Origin of the sequence: Sinorhizobium sp. BJ1, assembly GCF_002531555.1 — a bacterium.
Lineage (GTDB): Bacteria > Pseudomonadota > Alphaproteobacteria > Rhizobiales > Rhizobiaceae > Sinorhizobium > Sinorhizobium fredii_B.
Genome location: NZ_NWTH01000009.1, coordinates 42,941 through 63,531, shown reverse-complemented (window position 1 = coordinate 63,531; position 20,591 = coordinate 42,941). Strand labels below are relative to the sequence as shown.

At 63.0% G+C, this 20,591-nt stretch carries 20 protein-coding genes and 2 pseudogenes; 12 read left to right on the top strand and 10 right to left on the bottom strand.

Annotation, left to right across the window (positions count from 1 at the left end):
- Positions 1–38 precede the first annotated feature (38 nt).
- The 5 genes from CO676_RS14805 to CO676_RS14785 form a co-directional block, all read right to left on the bottom strand.
- Complete coding sequence (locus tag CO676_RS14805) at positions 39–1,070, bottom strand: peptidoglycan -binding protein (RefSeq protein WP_014765881.1); 1,032 nt, start codon at positions 1,068–1,070, stop codon at positions 39–41.
- 3 nt (positions 1,071–1,073) lie between these two features.
- Positions 1,074–2,180, bottom strand: coding sequence for a MotA/TolQ/ExbB proton channel family protein (locus tag CO676_RS14800; protein WP_014765882.1), 1,107 nt, complete (start codon positions 2,178–2,180; stop codon positions 1,074–1,076).
- 343 nt (positions 2,181–2,523) lie between these two features.
- Entirely contained in the window at positions 2,524–3,324 is an 801-nt protein-coding gene (locus tag CO676_RS14795; protein ID WP_097521626.1) for an inositol monophosphatase family protein, read from the bottom strand.
- Between the two features lie 246 nt (positions 3,325–3,570).
- Positions 3,571–4,713, bottom strand: coding sequence for a tetratricopeptide repeat protein (locus CO676_RS14790; protein ID WP_097521625.1), 1,143 nt, complete (start codon positions 4,711–4,713; stop codon positions 3,571–3,573).
- 9 nt (positions 4,714–4,722) lie between these two features.
- Positions 4,723–5,376 (bottom strand): thiamine phosphate synthase, encoded by a 654-nt coding sequence (locus CO676_RS14785; RefSeq protein WP_097521624.1) that lies wholly within the window; start codon positions 5,374–5,376, stop codon positions 4,723–4,725.
- Between the two features lie 102 nt (positions 5,377–5,478).
- Here CO676_RS14785 and CO676_RS14780 point away from each other — a divergent pair, with 102 nt between their 5' ends.
- Together CO676_RS14780 and CO676_RS14775 are read left to right on the top strand one after the other, a co-directional pair.
- A complete protein-coding gene (locus tag CO676_RS14780; protein ID WP_014765886.1) occupies positions 5,479–6,258 on the top strand; it encodes a sulfite exporter TauE/SafE family protein in 780 nt (259 codons plus the stop codon).
- 144 nt (positions 6,259–6,402) lie between these two features.
- Entirely contained in the window at positions 6,403–6,663 is a 261-nt protein-coding gene (locus tag CO676_RS14775; protein WP_014765887.1) for a metalloregulator ArsR/SmtB family transcription factor, read from the top strand.
- 182 nt (positions 6,664–6,845) lie between these two features.
- Here CO676_RS14775 and CO676_RS14770 read toward each other — a convergent pair whose 3' ends face one another.
- Positions 6,846–7,019 (bottom strand): DUF465 domain-containing protein, encoded by a 174-nt coding sequence (locus CO676_RS14770; RefSeq protein WP_014765888.1) that lies wholly within the window; start codon positions 7,017–7,019, stop codon positions 6,846–6,848.
- A gap of 211 nt (positions 7,020–7,230) precedes the next feature.
- Between CO676_RS14770 and CO676_RS14765 the strand changes: the two genes are divergently transcribed.
- From CO676_RS14765 to CO676_RS14740, 6 genes and pseudogenes are all read left to right on the top strand, one after another.
- The gene (locus tag CO676_RS14765) at positions 7,231–7,434 is read left to right on the top strand and encodes a DUF465 domain-containing protein (RefSeq protein ID WP_012709331.1); all 204 of its coding nucleotides are present in this window, start codon (positions 7,231–7,233) and stop codon (positions 7,432–7,434) included.
- Positions 7,435–7,486: 52 nt separating this feature from the next.
- Positions 7,487–7,951 (top strand): 5-(carboxyamino)imidazole ribonucleotide mutase, encoded by a 465-nt coding sequence (gene purE, locus CO676_RS14760; RefSeq protein WP_037389346.1) that lies wholly within the window; start codon positions 7,487–7,489, stop codon positions 7,949–7,951.
- Positions 7,948–8,997, top strand: a complete 1,050-nt coding sequence (locus tag CO676_RS14755) for a 5-(carboxyamino)imidazole ribonucleotide synthase (protein WP_097521623.1) — start codon at positions 7,948–7,950, stop codon at positions 8,995–8,997. Before purE ends, CO676_RS14755 begins: the two co-directional genes overlap by 4 nt.
- A gap of 176 nt (positions 8,998–9,173) precedes the next feature.
- The gene (gene ykgO / locus CO676_RS14750) at positions 9,174–9,299 is read left to right on the top strand and encodes a type B 50S ribosomal protein L36 (RefSeq protein WP_012709334.1); all 126 of its coding nucleotides are present in this window, start codon (positions 9,174–9,176) and stop codon (positions 9,297–9,299) included.
- 95 nt (positions 9,300–9,394) lie between these two features.
- On the top strand, positions 9,395–10,006 hold the full coding sequence (locus tag CO676_RS14745; RefSeq protein ID WP_097521622.1) for a hypothetical protein: 612 nt from the start codon (positions 9,395–9,397) through the stop codon (positions 10,004–10,006).
- 48 nt (positions 10,007–10,054) lie between these two features.
- Positions 10,055–11,100, top strand: a pseudogene (locus CO676_RS14740) (alpha/beta hydrolase).
- Here the strand turns inward: CO676_RS14740 and pyk are convergent.
- Entirely contained in the window at positions 11,067–12,506 is a 1,440-nt protein-coding gene (gene pyk, locus CO676_RS14735) for a pyruvate kinase (RefSeq protein ID WP_014765895.1), read from the bottom strand. The pseudogene CO676_RS14740 and the gene pyk sit on opposite strands and share 34 nt — an antisense overlap.
- Positions 12,506–12,877, bottom strand: a pseudogene (locus CO676_RS14730) (DUF1036 domain-containing protein); the annotation flags it as partial. The pseudogene CO676_RS14730 and the gene pyk, both read right to left, overlap by 1 nt.
- A 299-nt stretch (positions 12,878–13,176) precedes the next feature.
- Here CO676_RS14730 and CO676_RS14725 point away from each other — a divergent pair.
- From CO676_RS14725 to CO676_RS14715, 3 genes are all read left to right on the top strand, one after another.
- Positions 13,177–13,962 carry an N-formylglutamate amidohydrolase gene (locus CO676_RS14725; RefSeq protein WP_097521621.1) on the top strand — a complete coding sequence of 262 codons (786 nt, stop codon included), beginning with the start codon at positions 13,177–13,179 and terminating at the stop codon, positions 13,960–13,962.
- Positions 13,963–14,054: 92 nt separating this feature from the next.
- Positions 14,055–14,357: a DUF1244 domain-containing protein gene (locus CO676_RS14720; protein ID WP_097521620.1), complete on the top strand. Its 303-nt coding sequence runs from the start codon at positions 14,055–14,057 to the stop codon at positions 14,355–14,357.
- Positions 14,358–14,520: 163 nt separating this feature from the next.
- Entirely contained in the window at positions 14,521–14,787 is a 267-nt protein-coding gene (locus tag CO676_RS14715; RefSeq protein WP_014765899.1) for a DUF2312 domain-containing protein, read from the top strand.
- Positions 14,788–14,856: 69 nt separating this feature from the next.
- Here the strand turns inward: CO676_RS14715 and CO676_RS14710 are convergent, their stop codons facing one another.
- Positions 14,857–16,698: a DUF882 domain-containing protein gene (locus CO676_RS14710; RefSeq protein WP_097521619.1), complete on the bottom strand. Its 1,842-nt coding sequence runs from the start codon at positions 16,696–16,698 to the stop codon at positions 14,857–14,859.
- 180 nt (positions 16,699–16,878) lie between these two features.
- Positions 16,879–18,426, bottom strand: coding sequence for a sigma-54 dependent transcriptional regulator (locus CO676_RS14705; RefSeq protein ID WP_097521618.1), 1,548 nt, complete (start codon positions 18,424–18,426; stop codon positions 16,879–16,881).
- Between the two features lie 289 nt (positions 18,427–18,715).
- Here CO676_RS14705 and CO676_RS14700 point away from each other — a divergent pair, with 289 nt between their 5' ends.
- Positions 18,716–20,584, top strand: a complete 1,869-nt coding sequence (locus tag CO676_RS14700; protein ID WP_097521746.1) for a M3 family oligoendopeptidase — start codon at positions 18,716–18,718, stop codon at positions 20,582–20,584.
- Positions 20,585–20,591 lie beyond the last annotated feature (7 nt).

Genomic DNA, 20,591 nt, shown 5'->3' with positions numbered 1-20,591 from the left:
CGCAGACGTCAAGGTCAATTCAAGCGGGGCGTGCTCGCCTATTTTTCGGTCAGCTTGAGTTCGATGCGCCGATTCTGCGCCCGCGCATCCAGGCTCTCCCCGGGCGCGATGGGCTGGAACTCGCCGAATCCCGCCGCCACCAGGCGGTCGGCTGGAACACCCTTGGAGATCAGGAACTTGACGACCGAAGTGGCGCGAGCCGAAGACAGTTCCCAATTGTCGGCGAAGCGGCCGGTGCCGGAGAGTTGCACATTGTCCGTGTGGCCGTCGACGCGCAGCACCCAATTGATCTCCGCCGGGATTTCCTTGGCAAGGTCGAGCAGCGCGGCGGCGAGCTTGGCCATCTCCCCCTCGCCCTCCGGGTTCAGGTCGCTGCTGCCCGAGGAGAAGAGCACTTCCGACTGGAAGACGAAACGGTCGCCGACGATGCGGATATTTTCGCGATCCGAGAGGATTTCACGCAAGCGCCCGAAAAAGTCCGACCGATAGCGGTTGAGTTCCTGGACACGCTGGGCAAGCGCGACGTTCAGCCGACGACCAAGATCGGCGATCTTGGCCTGCGACGCCTGGTCCTTCGTCTCGGAAGCCTGCAAGGCGCCCTCTATGGCGGCGATCTGGCTGCGCAGCGCGGCGATCTGCTGGTTCAACAGCTCGATCTGGCTCATCGCCCGGGAGCTGATCTGCCGTTCGTTCTCGAGTTCCGAACCCAGCCGGCCGATCTTCTGGTCGGCGACATCGGCGCTGCCGGCCCCCTGGTCGAGCAGGGACTGCAGGCGTGATCGCTCGCCTTCCGAGGTCGCAAGCGACGCCTGCAGATTGGCAAGCGAGTCTTCAAGGTCCTGCTTGCCGCTCTTTTCGAGAGCCAGGAGCTGGGTGAGTTCGTTGATCTGGCTGTTCAGGCGGTTCAGCACCTCGTCCTTGCCGCTGATCTCCCGCCCCATCAGGAACTGCGCGGTGACGAAGACGCTAAGCAGGAACATGATTGCCATGAGCAAGGTCGAAAGCGCGTCGACGAAGCCCGGCCAGTAATTGATCGTCCGCGGAGTGCGGCCCCTTCGCGCAAGCGCCATGGATCAGTCACCCCCGCTTTCGTCCGCATGGCTGAGCTTCGCCTGCGTGCCGGTCCTCTCGCTATTCACCGAGATCCTGTCGGCCTGACCGATGCGTGAGGTCAGTCGGTCGAGCGTCTTGCGCATCGACTTGGCCTCCTCCTGCTGCGCCTCGATCCAATCGCGCAGCATCTGCTGCTCGCCGCGCATGTTCTTGACAAGACCCTGGATGCCTTCGGCGAGGCTCGCCATCGCCGCCGCGGTGCGCTGATTGACGCCGCCGTCATGCGCGAGGCGGGAGAGCTGGTCGGTCAGGCGCCGCATTTCCTCCGCCGGTGCGCCACCGGTCGTCTCGATCGGCGACGAAAACCCGGAGCCGACATCGGTCACCGATGAAAGCCAGTTTTCAAGCTCCGTGTAGAAGCGGTTCTGCGCGCGGCCAGCCTGGAGATCGAGGAAGCCGAGGATCAGCGAACCGGACAGCCCGAACAGCGAGGCCGAGAAGGCCGTGCCCATGCCGGTCAGCGGCGCCGACAGGCCGCTCTTCAGCGAACTCAGGAGGTCCTCAGTCGTGCCAGAACCGGCATCCAGCGATTGTATGACGGTATTGATCGAGCCGATCGTCCCGAGGAGGCCCCAGAAGGTACCGAGCAGACCGAGAAAGACCAGAAGGCCGGCGAGATAACGCGTGATGTCGCGCGATTCGTCGAGGCGGGCGGCGATGGAATCGAGAATCGAGCGGAGCGCGATCGTCGAGATTGCCGTCGTCTGGCGCCCACCGATCAGCGACCGCATCGGCGCAAGCAGGACCGGGTCGCGTCCGACCTTGTCGGCACTGCCGGCGGCGCGGAACGAGTTGAACCAGCGTACTTCCGGCCTGAGGCCGAGCACGTGGTTGAACGCCAGCAGAATGCCGATCCCCAGCACGCCGAGGATCAGCCCGTTGAGACCGGGATTGCCACCAAAGGCCTCGCGCGCCTGCCGGAAGAGGATCGCCGCGACAAAACCGACGATGATCAGGAAGATGACCATCGTCCAGAAATAAGGCATCGGGCTCGAAAGCTTGTGCGGATTATAGTTCTCCTCCGCCACTTCCTGCCCACGCCAGCCGGACAGACTCAGTTTCGTCATGCCTTTGCCAATCTCCCGGTTTGCGGCATTACACTCGCGCCTGTCCGCACAGGCGGCGGTTGCTGCAACTCTTTGAACTAGCGCATCATTCTCGAAATCAATAGCGATCTTGAACGAACGATGCCGCCGATGGCCGGAGACCATCCCTATCGGCCCGGAGCCTAGTGGAACTTTGCGCCAAATTGAAGGGAAAACGGAAGCGCGGCGCAGGAATGCTTTCGGTCGCTTCCATCAGTCGGCCGCAGCAGCCCCAAGGCGCAGATATGTTCGAGTCCAATGCCTTAGAGGGGAAATGCGGGCACAAGCCGCCCGCATTTCTCGGCTTCCGGCCAGCTTCCGCGGACTACTTCGTCGGAACCGGGCGGTGGATGACGTCGCGCAGCGCCTTGGCGATATACTCGTTTCCGCAGATGATCGAGCCGTCTTCGATCGGCTTGCTCCCGCCGTCGATGTCGGTCACCCAGCCGCCGGCCTCGCGGATGAGCAGAACCCCGGCGGCGATGTCCCAGGCGGCAAGGTCACGCTCCCAGAAACCGTCGAAGCGACCGGCGGCCACATAGCCGAGGTCGAGCGAGGCGGAGCCGAAGCGGCGGATGCCGGCGACCTCGCCCATGACGTGGCGAAGTTCGACGAGATATTTGCCGTGATTGCCGCGGCCGAGATGCGGCGTGCCCGTGGCGATCACCGCATCGGAAAGGGCCTTGCGGGCGCCGACGCGCAGGCGCCGGTCGTTCAGGAAGGCGCCGCCGCCGCGCTCGGCGGTGTAGAGTTCGTCGGTTGCCGGATTGAAAACGACCGCGCCGACGATTTCGCCCTGGCGCTCCAGTGCGATCGATATGGCAAAATGCGGAAGGCCGTGGAGAAAATTGGTGGTCCCGTCGAGCGGATCGACGATCCAGCGATGGGCGCCGTCGGTCCCCCTGATTTCCTCGCCTTCCTCGCCGAGGAAGCCATAGGTCGGGCGAGCCTTCAGGAGTTCCTCGCGGATGATCCGCTCGGCCTTGCGGTCGGCCTGGGAAACGTAGTCGCTCGGCCCCTTCAAGGAAACCTGCAGGTTCTGTACTTCGCCGAAATCGCGCGCCAGCGACTTGCCGGCCTTGAAGGCCGCCTGGACCATGACGTTGAGAAGGGCAGAACGGGCCATTGGGGCAATCCTCTGAAAGCGAAGGCCGGCCGAGAATCTCGACTGGACATTGAACCTGCTGACGGTCCGCCCATGAGAAGGGTCGGCGAAGAGACGCAACCGTCGTCAAAAAACCGAGTGAGAAGTCACTCCGCCCGCGGGATCGATTGAACGAGGGCCGCGGACAAAACCGGGGCTTCAAGACCACAAAATCCCCGAAAGTTCAAGCGAAATAGATCGCCCCATCGATTGAGGTCCACCGCCAGGTCAAGATGAGCGGAACTTGTTCGCCGCGGCCAGTGCCGATTTCTGCTGGCTGTCGTTGAGACCCAGGTAGAAGTCCTCGAGCGTATCGTCCTTGAGCCCTGCCCGGCGCGACAGCACGTACCACTTCGCCGCCTCGACCGGATCGGGCCGCGTGCCGATGGCGTTGACGAGGAGATGGGCAAGCCGATTCTGCGCGACGACATTGCCGCCCTCGGCGGCGCGCTTCATCCAGGCAAAGCCCTCGTCGAGGTTGCGGTCGCCGCCGATCCCCTCGATCAGCCAGATCGCCATGTCGAGCTGCGCCGTGTCGTAGCCGGCGCGCGCCGCCCGGGCCAGCCATTCGCGTGCACGCGCCCGCTTGCCGTCGTCGATGCCTTCGACATTGAGATAGATCTGCGACAGCGCATATTGCGCATCGGCGATGCCTTGCTCTGCGGCTTTCTCGTAATAGGGCATCGCCGCCTTCAGCCCTTTCTGACCCGGCATGTCGGCGACGAGCGTCTGCCCATAGTTGAACTGGGCGGCCGCATTGCCGAGATCGGCGGCCTTCTTCATCAGTTCGTCGGCGCTCTTGCGGTCGCGCTTGACGTAGCGTCCCTCCATCAGGATCAGCGCATATTTGAACATCGCCGCGGGATCGCCGTTATTCGCCGCCTGACCGTACCAGAAAGCCGCATCCTTGCGGTTGCGCACGACCCCGAGACCCTGCTCGAGGATCGATGCGACCAGCGTCTGGGCGGCCGGATCGCCGAGTTGGGCGCGCGGCAGCGCGAGGTCCATCGCGGTCAAGTAATAGCCGCGCTGGAAGGCTCCATAGGCCTCGTCCACCTTGCCGGCAAACGGCTTTTCGGCCGGAAGCGCCGGAAGTTCGGCGCCCATACGATCGATGACATTGACGCCGCCGGACGGCTTTTCCTGTCCGGTCTTGGGCTTGGCACCCATATCGCCCTTCGCCGGCTTTTCGGCACCTTCCGGGAGCGCCGCGCCGTTATACGGGGTGATCCGGCCGCGTTTCGAGACGATGCCATCATCCGCCGGCGCAGGAGACGGCGGCTGTTCGGCGCGAGTCGGCAATGCGGCCAGAACCACGGCGACAGCAAGGATCGCGACACGGCTCGATTTCAGGGAGAAGCGGCTCAACATGGCCACGTCTTAATCTTCAAACCGTGGCGCTTTTTCGTCAAGCAAGGCGTTGACGGCGGCAACCACGGAGGGCGCCTGACCCGGCTCTGCGAAGACGGCGAGGCGAAGCGCGACGAACTCGGCCCCCGTCTCGGCCACCGCAAGCGCCGATTGCATGTCGGTTCCGCCCATCACGATGCAAGGAATCTCGATCATCGACGCCCACCATTCCGCCAGAGCCAGGTTCTTCGGGTGCGCCTCCGGCTTGATGTCGCCATCGCTGCGGCCGAAGAACACGTAGTCCGGCCGAAGCTCGCCGATTGCGAGCGCATGGTGGCGGTCGGTTGCATTGCCGCCGCCGACGATCATCTTCGGCGTATGCCGCTCAATCGCCTCGGCAAGCACATCCGCCCCGGCCGCAATATGAAGGCCATCCGCTTTGGCGCGACCGGCAACGCGCGTATCGCCCTCGATGAGCGCCGCGGCGCCTGCCTTCTGGATCACCGGCACCAGCGCTTCGACGTGCCTTTGGAAATCCGTCTCGTTAAGTCCGTATTGCGGAACGATGACGGATGCCACGTCGCCGCCCTTGAGCGCATCGGCAAGTACCGTCGAGCGTTCGGCGGCGCTCGGCATATCGGGCGCGATCAGCACGAGGCGGCAGCGGTTTTCTATGGTGTTCATTCGTCCGTTCCTGGCGAAGCCCTTTCGAGGGCGGAAATCCGCTACTCGATTTCATTCGGGAAAACCGATAGACGGAGATGACCAAAGGATCAACCGCCGCTCATGCTTCCCGATCTCGACTTCTATCTCGTCGCCGTCCCGGCAGTCCTGCTCGTTGGCCTTAGCAAGGGAGGCATGGGAGAAGCGCTGTCGCTGATGGGCGTTCCGATCCTCTCCATGGCGGTCTCGCCCGTCCAGGCGGCGGCATTGCTTTTGCCGATCCTCATCGCCATGGACATCGTCTCGCTGTGGATCTGGCGCAAGCACGGCGACCGGAAAACGCTCACCATGCTGCTGCCCGGTGCGATCGCCGGCATTGCCATCGGCTGGGCGACCTCCGCCTATGTGCCGCGCGATGCGCTGCGGCTGATCATCGGCGCCATCACTATCGTGTTCGTGCTGCGCTACGTCTACACGGTCTGGAGGAGCCGCAGCGGCGCGGCCATCCTTCCCAAGCAGCATCGTCTCGGTCCTGCCGCGCTATGGGGAAGCTTCGCCGGATATGGCAGCTTCGTCGCCCATGCCGGCGGGCCGCCATTCCAGATCTACGCCCTGCCGCTGAAGCTTGACCCGCGCGAATATACCGGCACCATCGTGCGCTTCTTCGCAACGCTCAATGCCGTCAAGCTCATTCCCTATTTCGCGCTCGGGCAACTCGACACCAGCAATCTCACGACATCGGCGACGCTCTTTCCCCTGGCGATGGTCGCGACGGCCTGCGGCGCCTGGATCGTCCGCAGAATGAAGCCTCAGGTGTTTTACCCCTTCATGTACACGATGGCCTTCTTCGCCGGATCGAGACTCGTCTGGGAGGGGCTCACCAGCCTTCTGTCCGGCGGCTGACGCCCTCCTGCAACTCCAAGCGAGAGGGCTGTCTCCGGGCTTCTGCAGCGCAGAACGTCACCACCGGATGCTGCAAGGCAATACGGATTATCGCGATGCACAATTTTCTTGCCGCTCGCAGCGAATTCGCTTAACGTCCTGGTCATGACGATCGCGGACCCATTCGATGCCATCGCGGATCCGAACCGGCGTTACTTGCTGGAGGAACTGCGACGCGCGCCCAAGACTGTCAACGAACTCGCCGAGGGGCTGCCGATCAGCCGGCCGGCGGTGTCGCAGCATTTGAAGGCGCTGCTCGATTGCAATCTCGTATCGGTGTCGACGAGCGGCACCAGGCGCATCTACGCCATCCACAGACCCGGCTTCGATCACCTCAATCTATGGCTCGACCAGTTCTGGTCCTGACGAGTTGAATCCGCGGTTCGTTCCCGCCGCGGCTGGGTGAAAGTAATCGCCCAGATCCCTCGACCGGGCCGTGAGCCTGGTCGAGCGATCCGTCAGTCATGGGGATTGTTTTTGACCTTAGTCGCGTCATCTCGTCTCAACGAAACGACGCCTCCCGAAAACGCGGGAAATACCGTTCACAATCAGTGTGTCGAGGAACGGAGTCTTTCGATTTCGTCCTTGATGCGCAGCTTCCGCCGCTTGAGCTCGCTGATCAACTCGTCCTCACAGGAGGGAGAATTGAGGGCTTCATGCAGCTCCTGTTCCAGGGCGCCATGTTTTTTCTCAAGCGTTGCAAGATGAGCCTCAATGGTCATTGGCAGTCCCTTCCTTTTGCTTGCATCCGGCACGCAAATGCCGGATGTTCCATGGTTGTAACCTTACTAGTGTGCCATGCCATTTTTCATTTGTCGAAGGCGAAATGATGACGTCGGATAACTTCCCGTCACCGCCCAAGATGTGCTAGAGCGGCGCAGGAAATTCCGGATCGCGGCGTGAATGCGGTCGGGCTTATGGGGATCGTTTTGCATGCCGGACCAGGACCAGGCCGAACTCAGACTGACCATAGCGCGCCTGAGGCAGGAGCATGAAGACTACGATGTTGCCATCAATGCCATGATCGAGACCGGCTGCGACGCGCTGCGCATCCAGCGCATGAAAAAGAAGAAGCTGGCCATCAAGGACAAGATCAGCAAGATCGAAGACCAGATCATCCCCGACATTATCGCCTGACACGGACCCTGACAGAGTGACCGAAACCACGACCCCGCCCGTCGCCATCATCATGGGAAGCCAGTCGGACTGGGAGACGATGAAGAACGCGGCCGATACGCTCGAGGCCCTCGACATCGCCTATGAAGCCCGCATCGTTTCGGCTCATCGCACACCCGACCGGCTCGTTCGTTTTGCCAAGGGCGCCCGCGACGAGGGTTTCAAGGTGATCATCGCCGGCGCCGGCGGGGCTGCCCATCTGCCGGGCATGTGCGCCGCGATGACACCGCTGCCGGTTTTCGGCGTTCCGGTGCAGTCAAAGGCGCTCTCCGGTCAGGACAGCCTGCTCTCGATCGTCCAGATGCCAGCCGGCATTCCGGTCGGCACGCTGGCGATCGGCAGGGCGGGGGCCGTCAACGCCGCCCTGCTAGCCGCTGCCGTCCTCGCGCTCAGCGATGACGACCTTGCCGACCGCCTCGACGACTGGCGCGAACAGCAGACCGTTTCGGTTGCCGAGTACCCGGTAGACCAGGCATGAAAACCATCGGAATCATCGGTGGCGGCCAGCTCGGCCGCATGCTGGCCATGGCGGCTGCGCGGCTGAATTTTCGCACCGTCATTCTGGAGCCCCAGCCGGACAGTCCCGCCGCCCAGGCGGCGAACGCCCAGATCGTCGCGGCCTATGACGATCCGCACGGGCTCGATGAGCTCGCCCGGATCTCCGACCTGATCACCTACGAGTTCGAGAACGTTCCCGTCGCCGCAGCCGAGCGGCTGGCGGCAACGCGGCCGGTCTTCCCGCCGCCGAAGGCGCTGGAAGTCGCGCAGGACCGGCTGGTCGAGAAGCGCTTCATCAATGGCTGCGGCATTGCCACGGCCCGTTTCCACGCCATCGACAGCCAGGCGGATCTCGAAGCGGCGCTTGCCGATTTCGACGGGGCGGGCGTGCTGAAGACCCGCCGCCTCGGCTATGACGGCAAGGGGCAGCGCGTCTTCCGTTCTGGCGAGGACGATCCTTCCGGCGCCTTCGCTGCTTTGGGTCACGTGCCGCTGATCCTCGAAAGCTTCGTGCCGTTCCAACGGGAAATCTCGATCATCGCCGCGCGCGGCCCTGACGGCGCCACGGCCTGTTTCGATCCGGCGGAAAACGTGCATCGGAACGGCATTCTCCACACCTCGACCGTGCCCGCATCGGTCACCGACGCGACATCAGAGGCTGCGCGCAAGGCTGCGACCGCCATTCTCGCGGCGCTCGGCTATGTCGGCGTGATCGGCGTCGAGTTCTTCGTGCTTGCCGACGGCAGCGTCGTCGTCAACGAGATTGCCCCGCGCGTCCACAATTCCGGCCACTGGACGGAAGCCGCCTGCGTCGTTTCGCAATTCGAGCAGCATATCCGGGCCATTGCCGGCCTGCCGCTCGGTGACTCTTCGCGTCACTCGGACTGCGTGATGCAGAACCTCATCGGCGACGACATTGGCGAACTGTCGAACTTGCTTGCCGAACCGAACGTACTGGTTCATCTCTACGGCAAGGCCGAGGCGCGCCCCGGCCGCAAGATGGGTCATTTCACCCGCCTGACCTGAGCCCGTTGGCCACAGGATTGCGCGCACGCCTGTCGAAATCCCGCGGTCCCGCGGTTGACACGAGGGGGGCGACAAGGTATGTGCCTGCCTACTTGAAGAGCGCGCTGAATGGCGCGCTTTTGATTGTTGGAATTACCGGGCGAATTTCATTCCCCGAAACCTGCGGATCAGGAAAAATGAAGATCAAGAATTCGCTCAAGTCGCTGAAGACCCGCCACCGCGAAAACCGCCTGGTTCGCCGCAAGGGTCGCGTCTACATCATCAACAAGTCGAACCCGCGCTTCAAGGCACGTCAGGGCTGAGGTTCTGCGGCGGCACCCGTTTGCCGCCGGCCTGATGGCGGATCGCTTCGGTGATCCTGCATATTTGATTTGATCTTGTTCCATGGCGGGCTACGATGTCCGCCATGCGCTTTTTTGTGAACTTGATTCTGGCGTGTTTCGCCCTCGCCGCTTCAATGGCAACCGGCAGTCTCCTGCAGGCGGCCGAACCCGCGCCTCAGCCGGAGGCGGCAAGTCTTACGACACCCGAGCAACGTCTCGATGTCCTGTTCCTCGACCTCAAGAAGGAACGCGACGAAAACAAGGCGCGGGAACTCGCCGACCGCATTCGCCTCGAGTGGCAGGAGTCCGGCAGCGCCACGGTGAACCTGCTGATGCAATCGGCTGACAAGGCGATCGCCGATGACAAGAAGCCGGTGGCGCTCGATATACTCGACCAGGTCATCGTGCTTGCTCCCAGCTACGTCGAAGGCTGGAATCGCCGCGCGACGGTGCATTACCAGATGGGCAACTACCGGAAGTCGATGTCCGACATATACCGCGTACTGGCGATCGAACCCCGGCATTTCGGCGCGATCGCCGGCATGGCCACCATGTTGGAGACCGCCGGCAAGAACGAGTTGGCGATGCGGGCATGGCAGCAATTCCTCGATATCTATCCTTCCGACCGCAAGGCACAGGAGCAGTTCGGGGAACTCGCCGAGAGGCTCGCGGGCAGCCGGACGTGACGGACCGCGACGCGCTGATAGCAGCTACGATCTCGATATGACCGACGCATGTTCCTGGCTGTTCTGATCCTCGCCGTTCTCGTCCTCGCAGCATTCGGCCACAGCCAATGGCAGGCGCACAGGATCGCGACACGATTCCCGAACAGCGGCGAGTTGGTCGACGTCGGCGGTTTTCGAATGAACTCTGTCCATATCCGGCCGAGAGGGACGGCGGATTTACCTGCGGTCGTCTTCATTCATGGTGCCGGCGGTAATCTTCGCGACCAGTTGCACGCCTTTCTGCCGGCGCTTGACGGCCGTGCCGAAATGCTCTTCGTCGATCGGCCAGGCCATGGCTATTCGGAGCGCGGCGGACCGGCCAATGCTCGGCCGGACGGCCAGGCCGACGCCATTGTCCGTCTGATGGACAAGCGCGGCATCTCCCGCGCGATCATCGTCGGCCACTCCTTCGGCGCCGCGATCGCCGCCAGCCTCGCACTTCACCATCCGGAAAGAACCGAAGGCGTCGTTCTGCTCGCGCCAGCGACGCATCCCTGGCCGGGAGGCGTCGACTGGCATATCACCTTCGCGACGCTACCCTTTGTCGGCTGGTTTTTCGCCAATACCGCGGTCATTCCGCTTGGATTGGGACGCATTGATCGGGTCACGCAGACGATATTTTGGCCCAATCCGCGTCCGACAGACTACATTGCCAATACGGCGCCGCACCTCGTTCTGAGACCTGCCACCTTTCTCAACAATGCCGTCGACGTCGCCAATCTGCATGCTTACGTCACGCAGATGTCGCCGCGCTATGCGGAAATCTCCGCGCCGACCGTCATCATCACCGGCGACCAGGACGGGATCGTTCTCGCCGATATCCATTCCCGCGGGCTTGCGGCATCCATCAAGGGATCGGAACTGCTGTGGATCAGCAATTTGGGCCACAAGCCCGATTACGTGGTGACCGACCTTGTCGTCGCCGCCATCGAGAAGATCTCCGGAAAGCCGCGCGACCTGCAAGAAGTCGCAAGGGGGCCGAAGCCCGCCTGACGAACAACAGTGCGATAACGGAGATTGCTTATACGCCGGTACGTCCGTCCGAGCCGATATAGGCAATGCGCAGCATATTGGTGGCACCGGGCGTTCCGAGCGGCACGCCGGCGGAAATGATGATGCGATCGCCAGGCTTGCCGAAGCCTTCGGAAACGGCGATGCGGCAGGCCCGATTGACCATGTCGTCGAGGTCGGTCGCATCCTCCGTGACGACACAATGCAGGCCCCAAACGACCGAGAGACGACGTGCCGTCTGAACGATCGGCGAAAGGGCGACGACCGGCACCTGCGGCCGCTCGCGCGCTGCGCGCAAGCCGGTGGCGCCGGACGATGTATAGGTGACGATCGCCGCGAGATTGAGCGTCTCGGCGATCTGGTGGGCGGCAAGGGAAATGGCATCGGCGCCGGTTGCCTCCGGTGGCGTGCGCTGGGCGTAGATGATGCCGGAATAATGCGGGTCGCGTTCGACGTTGCTGGCGATCGAAGCCATAGTTGCGACCGCTTCGACGGGGTATTCGCCGGAGGCGGATTCGGCCGAAAGCATGACCGCATCGGCGCCTTCGAACACGGCGGTTGCGACGTCCGAGACCTCGGCGCGTGTCGGCACCGGCGAGGAGATCATGGATTCGAGCATCTGCGTCGCAACGACGACGGGCTTGCCGGCACGCCGACAGGCGCGCGTCAGCTGCTTCTGCAGGCCGGGGACGGATTCGAGCGGCATTTCCACACCGAGATCGCCGCGCGCCACCATCAGCGCGTCGGAAAGCTCGATGATCTCGTCGATGCGTTCGATCGCCTGCGGCTTTTCGATCTTCGACATCAACCCCACGCGGCCGCGAGCGATCTTGCGGACCTCGGCAATGTCCTCCGGGCGCTGGATGAAGGAAAGCGCCACCCAGTCGACCTGGCCGGTGGCGAGCACGGCATCGAGATCGGTCCGGTCCTTGTCGGTCAGTGCGCCGACGCCGAGCAGCGTATCTGGCAGGCTGACGCCCTTGCGGTCCGAAATCCTGGTGCCGGAAACGACCGTGGTGACAATGCTCTTGCCGTCAGTCTTCTCGGCTCGCAGATGCAGCTTGCCATCATCGATCAGCAAGCGGTCGCCGGGCTTCACCGCCTCGAGAATCTCAGGATGCGGAAGATAGACGCGCTTGGTGTCGCCGGGCACGTCCCGGTTGTCGAGCGTGAACGTCTGACCGACCTTGAGGTCGACCTTGCCTTCAGCGAACTTGCCGACGCGCAGCTTCGGCCCCTGCAGGTCGGCAAGGATGCCGATCGGCCGGCCGCAGCGCGCTTCGACATTGCGAATCCGTTCGATGAGCGTGCGCATGACCTCATGGCTTGCATGGCTCATATTGATGCGGAACAGATCGGCCCCCACCTCGTGCAGCTTCTGGATCATCTGCTCCTCGGCCGATGCCGGCCCGAGCGTGGCGAGGATTTTGACTTTTCTGTTCCGTCTCATCAATTCTGGCTTTCCTGCGTGCCGGGCGTATCGGAAAGCTGAACCATCCAGCTCCCCTGCCGCCCCGTGTCATATTCCTTGAATCCCATGCGCTGGAAGCCACGCGCATAGCAGTCCTGCACGCCGACGATCTTGAACTCGTTTTCAGCGACGCACATGTTGATGTCGCCGGTCCAGCGGCCGCCCTTGGCAGCGTCTTCCGCATAGAGATAGTAGTAGCGGGACTCGAGTTCGCCCTCGATCAGCGTCGCACAGGTCGTTGCTGGCACCTGCCACCAACCCTCGGTGATCCAGCCGTCCTTGGCGCGATAGCCGATCGCCACGCCGACCAGCTGCTGCGTCCCGTTGCAAACGCGAAAGTCGGCCCGTGCTTCGCCAGAAAACAGAAGTGCGCCGGAGACTACCAAGGAATACAGGAGGATAGCTCCTAACGTCGTCGACCCCGGCTTCGCTTTGGAAAAAGGATATCTAGACACGGCTTCCTGCGGAACTCCGTTTTTGAATTGCGTGGCACTTTCTTGCGACGGCCAGCCCGGAAAGTCAACGCAACTCTAATCGATTATATTTGCCATTGCTGTGACAGAAGGCCCTGAACTCACGCCTTTTTATTGCGACGCGCAATTTTGCGTGCGATCAGATGCCGAACGTTGGAGAGCGACACGGGATCGGAATGCGGCACTACTCCCCCTTTGAAATCATCAACGGCAAACCGGAAAAGGGCCTCGTCCTTCTTGCCGACCACGCCATGAACCGGATTCCTCCGGAATACGGGCGGCTCGGCCTTGCCGACAGCGCCTTCGAGCGGCACATAGCCTACGACATCGGCATCGAGCCGTTGGTGCGGCAATTGTCGGCGGCACTGGACGCGCCGGCGGTCCTCGGCTGCTTCTCACGCCTGCTGATCGACCCCAACAGAGGCGAGGACGACCCGACGCTGATCATGAAGATCTCGGACGGCGCGATCGTGCCCGGCAACCATCCGATCTCCGACGAGGAATGGCAGAACCGGCTGAATCGCTTCCACCGGCCCTACCACCAGGCCATCTCGCAAACCATCGCCGAGGCCGCGGCCGCCGGCGGAAAGGCGCCGCTGGTGATCTCGCTGCATTCCTTCACGCCCGCCTGGAAGGGTATCCCGCGCCCCTGGCATGCGGCGGTGCTCTGGGACAACGACCCCCGCGCCGTCTTCCCATTGATCGAGAAGCTCGAGGCGGCCGGCGACGTCGTCGTCGGCAACAACGAGCCCTATGACGGCGCGCTAAGGGGCGATACCATGTTCCGGCACTGCATGACACCTGGCATCGCCCATGCCTTGATCGAGGTGAGGCAGGACCTGATCTCCGATGCGGCAGGCGTCGCCGCCTGGGCCGAGCGGCTGGCGCCGATCCTGGCAGAACTCAACGCCATGCCGGCGCTTCACGCCTATCAGCGCTATCCTTCGCGAACGGGCGCCTAACGCGTGTCGCCCAAAAGTGCGCGGTTTTGGAACTACGAACATGCGTAAAGCAAGACACGCTTTATGACGGCTGAGGAAAGGAGACATATCCCATGACCGAGCTCAGCAAGCAGCAGCGCACCGAGTTCGAGGCCGCCGCCTTCCGCCGGCTGGTCGAGCATCTGCGGACCCGCAGCGACGTCCAGAACATCGACCTGATGAACCTAGCCGGCTTTTGCCGCAACTGCCTGTCGAATTGGTATCGCGAGGCGGCGGAATCCGCAGGCAAGGAGATGAGCAAGGAAGATTCGCGCGAGATCATCTACGGCATGCCATATGAGGAATGGCGAGAGCGTTTCCAGAGCGACGCATCCGCCGAACAGAAGGACGGCTTCGAGCACAATCGGCCGAAGTAGGCGACTTGGGCTTCGCCGCCGTGCCGCTCAAACCCGCCGGCCGGCGCCGCTCGGTGCGGACTTGCTGAGATTTGAGCCCCGTGTTGCGCAATCGCCCTTGACCTCGGCGATCGTTCGCGGCAGGTCACAGCACCCAAGAATTCATCCCCAATAGGAGAAGACAATGTCGGATGCTCAAGGCTTCGCGCGCGACCAGCTTCGCGCTTTCATCGAACGGATCGAACGGCTGGAAGAGGAAAAGAAGACGATCGCCGACGACATCAAGGATGTCTATGGCGAAGCCAAGTCCATGGGCTTCGACACGAAGATCCTCCGCAAGGTCATCTCGATCCGCAAGCAGGACCAGGACGAGCGGATAGAGCAGGAAGCGATCCTCGACACCTATCTGCAGGCGCTGGGCATGGTGCCGGTGGCCGAGGACGCCGCGTGATACGGTCGAAAACGGCTTTCAACAAAAAGCCCGCCGGTCTGGCGGGCTTTTTCGTGTCCGGAGACGAGCTCAGTTGGTACTGAACTTCTTCACTTCCATGAAGTTCACGGCATTGCCGCTGAAGCGAGCCGTGTCGACCGCGGTTCCCGCATTGCTGTTGAAGCCGGCCGCATAGACGGTCGTCGGCGCGGCCCTGAGCGAGCTGCTGACGAAACGCGGTGCCTTGACGGGCTTCGACAGCGTGGCGACGCGACCGGTCGAGAGCGCCCATTCGGAAATGATCTTCTTCGTCAGCTTCGGCTCCGTCCGGACGGAGGAGCGGCTTGCCGCCTCCGCATCCTGCCTCCTCGGACGGGCGCCCTTCGAAGGCAAGTCTGCCTCGGTGTCGAAGGCGCTGTCGAAGATCGCGGCCCGTGAATTGGTGTCGGACTGCGGCGCATAGGCGGCCATCTGGATCACCGGCTCAGGACGCTCGCCGACGGTCGGAGCCGCGAGTGCGACACGCGTCTCCGCCGGCCGGCCCATGTCAATCGTCTCGGCAACGGATGCCGCTGCAGCCGGGCGCTCCGGAACGAGCGGGCCGGTGACCTTGGCTTCGGCGACGGCGGCCAGCGCCGCTTCCCCGGCCGGACGCATTCCCGGCACCGGCACGAAGCCGAGTTCAGACGTCTGGCCGTTGGCAGAGGCCACCAGTGTTTCGCCGCCCATCAGCGGGTTCATGTCACCCCGCTCCAACATTTGCGGAACCGGCACCTTGAGCGAGCCGAGATCCGCAAACTCGGATGGCGTTTCCGCCGTCTGCGGCATGGCGGCCGCCAAGGCCTCCTGGGCACTGTTCTTTTCCGGTGCAACGAGCGCCACGGCTACGCCGGCTTCGGCCGGTGCATTCTTGAAGGCCGGGCGCACGGCGGGTACCGGCGCGTTGATATCCTGCTGTTCGTCCGCCGGCGCACCGGCGACCGAACCTGCGACGCCGGGCAGCGCCTCCTGATCTGCCGCAGCCGACGCGGTCTGAACCTTGGCAGGGGCTTCCTCGTCGCCGCCGGCGCCGGCAGCGATCGCCGTCGGTTCTTCGTCCTCATCCCCACCGCCGCCGAAGAGCGCGGCGAAGAGGTTGCGGCGCTTGCCGCCAACGTCGCCCGGTCCCTTGGCGCCACCGCCGGCGACCTCGATCGCCGACGCGCCGACGCGCCGCTTGTAGTCGGCAACAGCCTGCTGGAAGCCCGGTAGCGGCTTGCCGTCGGCTGGGATGTGCATCGTCTTGCCGTCGGGGAAGAGCCGCGCCAGCTCGTTGCGGGTCATGCGCGGCCAGGCGCGCACGCCACCGACGTCCATGTGCACGAAGGGCGATCCCGAGGTCGGATAATAGCCGACGCCGCCGACCTGGAACTTCATGCCGATCTCGCGCAGCGTCTTGAGCCTCACGTCGGGCAGATAGAAGTCCATCGCCTTGCCGAGCATATGCTGGCTCTTCTTGGCGACGCCCTTCGAACGGGACCGCAGCATGCCGTTGGTGGCGGGCGAGCGATAGGCAGAGACGACGTGGATGTAATCGCGCGATCCGCTCTTCTGGTAGACTTCCCAGATAAGGTCCAGGAGACGCGGGTCCATCTTGGTCGGCTCGTTCCGCCGCCAGTCACGCAGGAGCCGGTTGATCTGCTGCAAGCCTTTGGAGTCGTAGCGACCGTTGCGCTTGAAGGTGATCTGCGCCTTCTCCTTGGTATGGATGAAGTAGAGCTTCAATGTCCGGGTCTGGCCGGCGGCCTCGACCGGCGGCGCCATTCCAGGCGTGACGAGGGACGCCGCCAAAGCGATGGAGGCAAGAACCTGCGGCGCCTTGCGGGCAATCGCCGAACAGACTCTGCGCGTTAGGGAACCGATAGGTTCCTCCAAACCGAACAAATTTGGCATTCAATCCCCGTCCGACGGACAACCGTGCTTTGCTGTCTCAGATGACTGTCAAATAAGGTGACAGCATGGCAATTATGCCACAGTAGTCACCGCCCCTTATAATATAGTGAACAGTTTCCTAACAAGGTCTAAACAGCGGTGACCGAATTGCACGGCAAATGAGGTGTGAATGCGTCGATTTTATGCCGCTTCGCGCAGTGGATTGTCCGGATCGATGCCGTAATCCTTGAGCTTTCGATAGAGCGTGGAGCGTCCAATACCCAGTTTGCGGGCCACCTGGCTCATCTGGCCCCGATAGAACTTCAGCGCAAAACGAATCAGTTCCTCCTCGACCTCGGCCAGTTTGCGCACTTCGCCGCCCTCGTCGACGCTGGCGATGGCATTGTCGAACCGTCCGTCGGGCACCGGTTCCCAGGGCACGGACCTTTCCGGAATGTCGGCGCGCGAGGGGAGAACGATCGCAGCGGCGGCAGCCACCGGGCGGCGGCCTTCCGGCCCCGTCTCGCCCCAGGAGTACCCGCTGCGGTCGGCAACGACGTAACCCGGTATCTGAGTGGCGATTTGCGGAAAGTCCTTGACCGTGAGTTCGCCGCCTTCGGCAAGCACGACAGCGCGGAAGATGGCGTTTTCAAGCTGGCGAATATTCCCGGGCCAGTCATAGGCGGTCAGCAACGCCATCGCCCCGCTCGAAACCGCCACAGGGTGGTTGAGCCTCTGCTCTGCGGTGAAGCGCTCGACGAAGGCGCGCACCAGCACGGGAATGTCCTCCTTGCGCCGGCGCAGGGCGGGAATGGTGATCGGGAAGACGTTGAGGCGGTAGTAGAGGTCTTCGCGGAAGCGCCCTTCGCGCACCTCGTTGATCAGATCCTTGTTGGTGGCCGAGATCAGCCGCACGTTCACCCGCTGCGGCTGGCGTGCACCGACGGTCTCGATCTCGCCCTGCTGGACGGCCCGCAGCAGCTTCACCTGAACCTCGAGCGGCAGATCACCGATCTCGTCGAGGAAGAGCGTGCCGCCGTCGGCGTCGACGAACTTGCCGCTGTGCTTTTCGGTCGCGCCGGTAAAGGCGCCCTTCTCGTGGCCGAAGAGGATGCTCTCGACGAGGTTGTGCGGGATGGCACCGCAGTTGACGGTAATGAAGGGCTTGCTTGCCCGGTCGCTTGCCGCCTGGATCGCCCGTGCCACCATCTCCTTGCCGACCCCGGACTCACCCTCGAGCACGATCGGGATGTTCGATTGCGCGGCCCGCCGCGCCAGATCGAGGACGCGGATCATCGCCGGGCTTGCGGAAACGATATCGTCGAAGCCGACGGCGCCACCGCGCGGCCGGCGAGCGGTTTTGACCCGCCCGTCGCGGCTAGCCATCTTCAGCGCGTTGCCGATGGCGATCGACAGCCGCTCCGGAGAGACCGGCTTGACGAGGAAATCGAAGGCGCCCGCCTGCATCGCCTGCACCACCGTCTCGATGCCGCCCTGTCCTGTCTGGACGATGACGGGCGTGTCGATACCCCGTTCGGCAAGCGCCTCGAGAAAGCCGTGACCGTTCATCTCCGGCATCAAGAGGTCGAGCAGGATGACATTGATCATGCTGCCCCTGCGCTCGAGCATTTCGAGTCCGCTGCGCCCGTTGTCGGCGTGATGCGCGACATGGCCGAGCCGCTCGATCATGTTCGTCAGCAAACGGCGCTGCACCGGATCGTCATCGATGACAAGAATATGGGATGTCACGAAAGCCTCCTGCTCTGGACACGCGGTACTCTTTGGCCAGCCTCATGTGCCAAATCATGCCAGCCATTCGTGCCATAAAGGGCTGAACATCGTGTTTTGAGAAATGCTTGCATTTTAGCCATTGCGGGCGATAGCAATGCGCCCCATATCGCTTGCCTGCCTTCACCGCATAATTCCCGAGATCGCATTCGATCTCGGGACAAAATTATGCAGCGATTCAAACTGCTACAGCGACCTTTGCGCGTCCGATAAGACGCGCGGCGCTGTAGTCAAAACGAGAGAACCGCCGATGAGACTCGCTCAGCCCCTCCTCGCCGCCTTCGGCCCCTCTGCAGTGCGTGCGCAGGCCGGGCAGGCGGCCAGTTCGGCCGCGAATCTCGGCGAGCTGCCCACCTGGCGGCTCGAAGATCTCTATGCCTCAGCCGCCTCCGATGAATTCCGCGCCGACCTTGCTAAGGCGGAAGCCGACGCGCTCGCCTTCGAAAAGGAGTGGAAGGGGAAACTGGCAGAAGCCGCCGCCAAGACGGGAGATCAGGGTATCGGCGCCGCCGTCAAGGCGTTCGAGGCGCTCGAGGACCTGATGGGCCGCATCGCCTCGTTCGCCGGCCTCACCTATTTCTCCGACACGTCCAATCCGGCGAACGGCAAGCTTTACGGCGACGTGCAATCGAAGCTCACCGACATATCGGCGCATCTCTTGTTCTTCTCGCTGGAGCTCAACCGGATCGACGACAAGGTGATCGATACCGCACTCGAAGCGGATAGCCTGGCCGCCTACTACAAGCCCTGGATTCTCGACCTGCGCAAGGACAAGCCCTACCAGCTCGACGACAAGCTGGAGCAGCTCTTCCTCGAAAAATCGATGACCGGGGCGAACGCCTTCAACCGGCTTTTCGACGAAACGATTGCGTCGCTCACGTTCTCGGTCGACGGGGAAGCGCTACCGCTCGAGGTGACGCTGAACCTCTTGCAGGATGCGTCCTCGGAAAACCGGAAGAAGGCCGCCATGGCGCTTGCCGAGACCTTCAAGGCGAACATCCGCACCTTCACGCTCGTCACCAATACGCTGGCTAAGGACAAGGAAATCTCCGACCGCTGGCGCGGCTTCGAGGATATCGCCGACAGCCGCCATCTCGCCAACCGCGTCGAGCGCGAAGTGGTGGACGCGCTCGCCTCGGCGGTCAAGGCTGCCTATCCGCGTCTCTCGCATCGCTATTATGCGCTGAAAGCCAAGTGGCTCGGCATGGAGCAGATGGAATTCTGGGACCGCAACGCACCGTTGCCGGAGACGCCGAACGCGCTGATCCCCTGGGGCGAGGCGAAGGACACGGTTCTATCCGCCTATCATGGCTTCGCGCCGGAAATGGCGGCAATCGCCCGGCGTTTCTTCGACGACCGCTGGATCGACGCACCGGTCCGCCCGGGCAAGGCGCCCGGCGCCTTCGCCCATCCGACGGTCCCCTCCGTGCACCCATACGTGCTCGTCAACTATATGGGCAAGCCCCGCGACGTGATGACGCTCGCCCATGAACTCGGGCATGGCGTCCATCAGGTGCTCGCCGGCGGGCAGGGCGCGCTGATGGCGTCCACCCCGCTGACGCTCGCCGAAACCGCCTCCGTCTTCGGCGAGATGCTGACCTTCCGCGCCCTCCTCGACCGGACCAAGGACAAGCGCGAGCGCAAGGCCATGCTCGCCCAGAAGGTCGAGGACATGATCAACACGGTGGTGCGCCAGATCGCCTTCTACGATTTCGAGCGCAAGGTCCACACCGCGCGCAAGCAGGGCGAACTGACCGCCGATGATCTCGGCGAAATCTGGCTCTCGGTGCAGGGCGAAAGCCTCGGTCCGGCCATCCGCATTTCGGAAGGCTACGAGACCTACTGGGCCTATATCCCGCACTTCATCCACTCCCCCTTCTATGTCTACGCCTATGCCTTTGGCGATTGCCTGGTGAATTCGCTCTATGCCGTCTATCGCAATGCCGAAAGCGGCTTCCAGGAGAAGTATTTCGACCTCCTGAAGGCCGGCGGAACCAAGCATCATTCCGAACTCCTGGCGCCCTTCGGGCTCGATGCCGCCGATCCGTCGTTCTGGGCACAGGGCCTGTCGATGATTGAAGGACTGATCGACGAACTGGAGGCGCTTGATAGGATGTGAAACGCCC